Raw genomic sequence first — 3,152 nt, forward strand, 5'->3', positions numbered from 1 at the left:
GCTGAAGCAGGCGCGGCAAGAGCGTGACCGGCGCGAGAGCCTGGTCGCGCAGGGCGTGCGCTTCGACATCTGCCTCAACACCGTCGATACGATCGCGCGGGAGACAGGCAAACGGCCGGAGTTCATCGAAGCGGCCACGCCGGTGCAGGTGGGCGTCGGGCAGATCCTGTTCCTGACAGAGAACGGCTACACGTTGGTGCGGCCGTAGGCGGCATCCCGAGTTATGATACTCCGCCGCCACACCAGGTGTCATTCCCCGCGGAGGCGGGGAATCCAGTACGCCGCGGCCCCTCCGTATTACACGAACGTCTGTGGATACTGGATCGCCCGGTCAAGCCGGGCGATGACAGTGGTGGGTGGGCGGCCGCGCCCGCAATAAGAATCTTCTAAATTTCATTGTAGACACAGTAAATTACTTCTCCTTCTGGCCCATATTGGAGTAGAATCCTCGAAATCAGTTCCACTGCCGGGCTTTCTGCCATGATCTTCCGCCAGCTCTTCGACAGCGTTTCGGGCACCTATAGCTATCTGCTTGCGAGCCGCGCCGGTGGCGAGGCGCTGATCCTCGACCCCGTGCTGGAGAAGGTCGATCGCTACTGCCAATTGCTGCGCGAGCTCGACCTCAAGCTGGTGAAAGCCGTCGACACGCATCTGCATGCCGACCACGTCACCGGCCTCGGTGAGCTGCGCGACCGCACCCATTGCATGACCGTGATGGGCGACCAGACCAAGGCCGACGTCGTCGCCATGCGCGTCGCCGACGGCGACAAGGTGACGATCGAAGGCATGTCGCTCGACGTGATGTACACGCCGGGCCACACCGACGATTCCTATTCCTATCTGATGGGCGACCGCGTCTTCACCGGCGACACGCTGTTGATCCGCGGCACCGGCCGCACCGATTTCCAGAACGGCTCGGCGCGCGCGCAATACGATTCGATCTTCAACCGCCTCCTGAAACTGCCGGACGAGACGATGGTGTTCCCGGCCCACGACTACAAGGGCGACACGGTCTCCACCATCGGCGAGGAGAGGCGCTACAATCCGCGGCTCCAAGTGCGTTCTGTCGACGAATATATCGAGCTGATGGCGAACCTGAAGCTGCCCAATCCGAAGATGATGGATGTGGCAATCCCGGCCAACATGCATGTCGGCCTGCATCAGGAGACTTTGGAGAAGGAAGGCCGCGCGCTCAGCGCGATCGAGGCGATTCGCAGCCTCGGCCGGCCCGACATCCTGCTGGTGGACTTGCGCGAGACCAACGAGCGGATGAAGCACGGCATGCTCGAAGGCGCGCTGCACACGCCCTACCCTTCCGTCGAGGAGAGCCTCAAGCCCGGCGGCATGCTGCGCGAGGTCGTGGCGGCTACGGGGCGGCGCGTCGTGTTCTTCTGCGCCTTCGGCGAACGCTCGGCGATGGCCGTGGCGGCGGCAAAGGACGCGGGACTTCTCAACACCGCCCATATCGCCGGCGGCATCGATGCCTGGAAGAAGGCGGGCGGGCCCGTGCTGCATTGACTTGCGATGGGTCGGGATCTGCACATATGTACCGGGTAGGAGCGGATGCAGCATCACCATCCGGGAAAATCATGGCCAAGATCGGCAAGCTGAGCGAGCCGCCCAGATTCGTTGACGACAAGACCGCTGAGAAGAAGCGGACAGACAACGAGGCGCAGGTGCCACCGCCGCCCCTCGATGACGAGGACTATGAGGACGGTGATATGGCAACGCCCAAGCGCGACCGCTACGGGCCGGATGACGATCCGCTTTAAGTGGCAGCCTGCGCTACACCCTTTGCTGTCGTCCCTCGCCCTCGCTAGCTGCCATGCGCCTGCGTTCATGGACAAATAACCGCTCTCCCCGATAGTTTGCGCCTCCATTCGGGAGTGAAACGGAACTGCCATGGTCGACGTTCTCGCCGCACCGCAGCAAGGCAAGGCGGACAGCGCGCTGCGCACGCTGACGGGAATCTCGATCGCGCATTGGGTCAGCCATTTCCATCTGCTGGTGCTGCCGATGCTGTTCCCGTTCCTGAAGGAGAAGCTCGGCGTCGGCTATATCGAGCTCGGCTTCTCGCTGACCACGCTCGCGGTCGTCTCGGGCCTGACGCAGGCGCCGACCGGCTATCTCGTCGACCATTTCGGCGCGCGCAAAATCCTCCTGATGGGGCTGACGCTCGGCGGCTGCGCGCTTATCCTGCTCGGCCTGCATCTCAGCTACGCCTCGCTGATCGCCTGCGCGGTGCTGCTGGGCCTTGCCAACAGCGTCTATCATCCCGCCGATTATGCGATCCTGGCCGAGCACATGGACGAGGCGCGGATGGGCCGCGCCTTCTCGGTGCACACCTTTGCCGGCTATCTCGGCGGCGCGGTGACGCCGGCGATCATCGCCGCGCTGGTCACCCTGTCCGGCGGTGTCGGCGCGCTGATCGCATCGGGCGCGGTTGCGATCCTGGTGGCGTTGCTGCTGATCGTGATGGGCATTCCCGAGGCCGGCGCGCACAAGACGAAGCCCGGTGGCGAGCACGCGCCGAAGCAGGCGGTGATCACGCCGGCCCTGATCACGCTGACTGCGCTGTTCATGCTGCTCAGCCTGTCGGTCGCCGGGATCAACAATTTCGGCATCGTGGCGCTGATGAGCGGATACGGCATTTCCTATTCGATCGCCAATGTCGCACTGACCGCGTTCCTCGGCGCCAGCGCCGCGGGCGTGCTCGCCGGCGGCTTCCTCGCCGACCACACCGAGCGTCACGGCTATGTCGCGGCCGCCTGCTTCGCAGTCAACGCAGCAATCGTGCTGCTGATCGCGCTGGTGACGCTGCCGGGCTGGGCGTTGACCGCCACCATGGCGACCGCCGGCTTCCTCTCCGGCGTGATCGCGCCCTCACGCGACATGCTGGTGCGCAATGCGGCGCCGGCCGGCGCTGCGGGCCGTGCCTTCGGCATCGTCTCCACCGGCTTCAACCTCGGCGGCATCGTCTCACCCCTGCTGTTCGGCTGGATCATGGACCAGAGCGCGCCGCATTGGGTGTTCGGCGCGTCGGTGATCTTCATGCTGGCGACGGTGGTGCTGTCGCCGTTCACGGAGCGGCGTCCGGCGAAAGCAAATTGAGTGGCGCGGCGGCCGCTTACCCTCCCTTGGAGGGGGAGGGT

The 3,152-nt window shown here is 64.7% G+C and carries 3 protein-coding genes and 1 pseudogene; all 4 read left to right on the plus strand.

Going from position 1 to position 3,152, the window contains the following annotated elements:
* Positions 1-208: pseudogene (locus tag JHD07_RS25695) on the plus strand (hypothetical protein); the annotation flags it as partial.
* A 272-nt stretch (positions 209-480) separates the two neighbouring features.
* A complete protein-coding gene (locus JHD07_RS25700) occupies positions 481-1,518 on the plus strand; it encodes an MBL fold metallo-hydrolase (protein WP_291627149.1) in 1,038 nt (345 codons plus the stop codon).
* Between the two features lie 71 nt (positions 1,519-1,589).
* Positions 1,590-1,772 carry a hypothetical protein gene (locus JHD07_RS25705; protein WP_291627151.1) on the plus strand — a complete coding sequence of 61 codons (183 nt, stop codon included), beginning with the start codon at positions 1,590-1,592 and terminating at the stop codon, positions 1,770-1,772.
* A gap of 130 nt (positions 1,773-1,902) precedes the next feature.
* The gene (locus JHD07_RS25710) at positions 1,903-3,111 is read left to right on the plus strand and encodes an MFS transporter (RefSeq protein ID WP_291627153.1); all 1,209 of its coding nucleotides are present in this window, start codon (positions 1,903-1,905) and stop codon (positions 3,109-3,111) included.
* Positions 3,112-3,152: the final 41 nt, after the last annotated feature.

This window comes from Bradyrhizobium sp. (genome assembly GCF_016462955.1).
Lineage (GTDB): Bacteria > Pseudomonadota > Alphaproteobacteria > Rhizobiales > Xanthobacteraceae > Bradyrhizobium.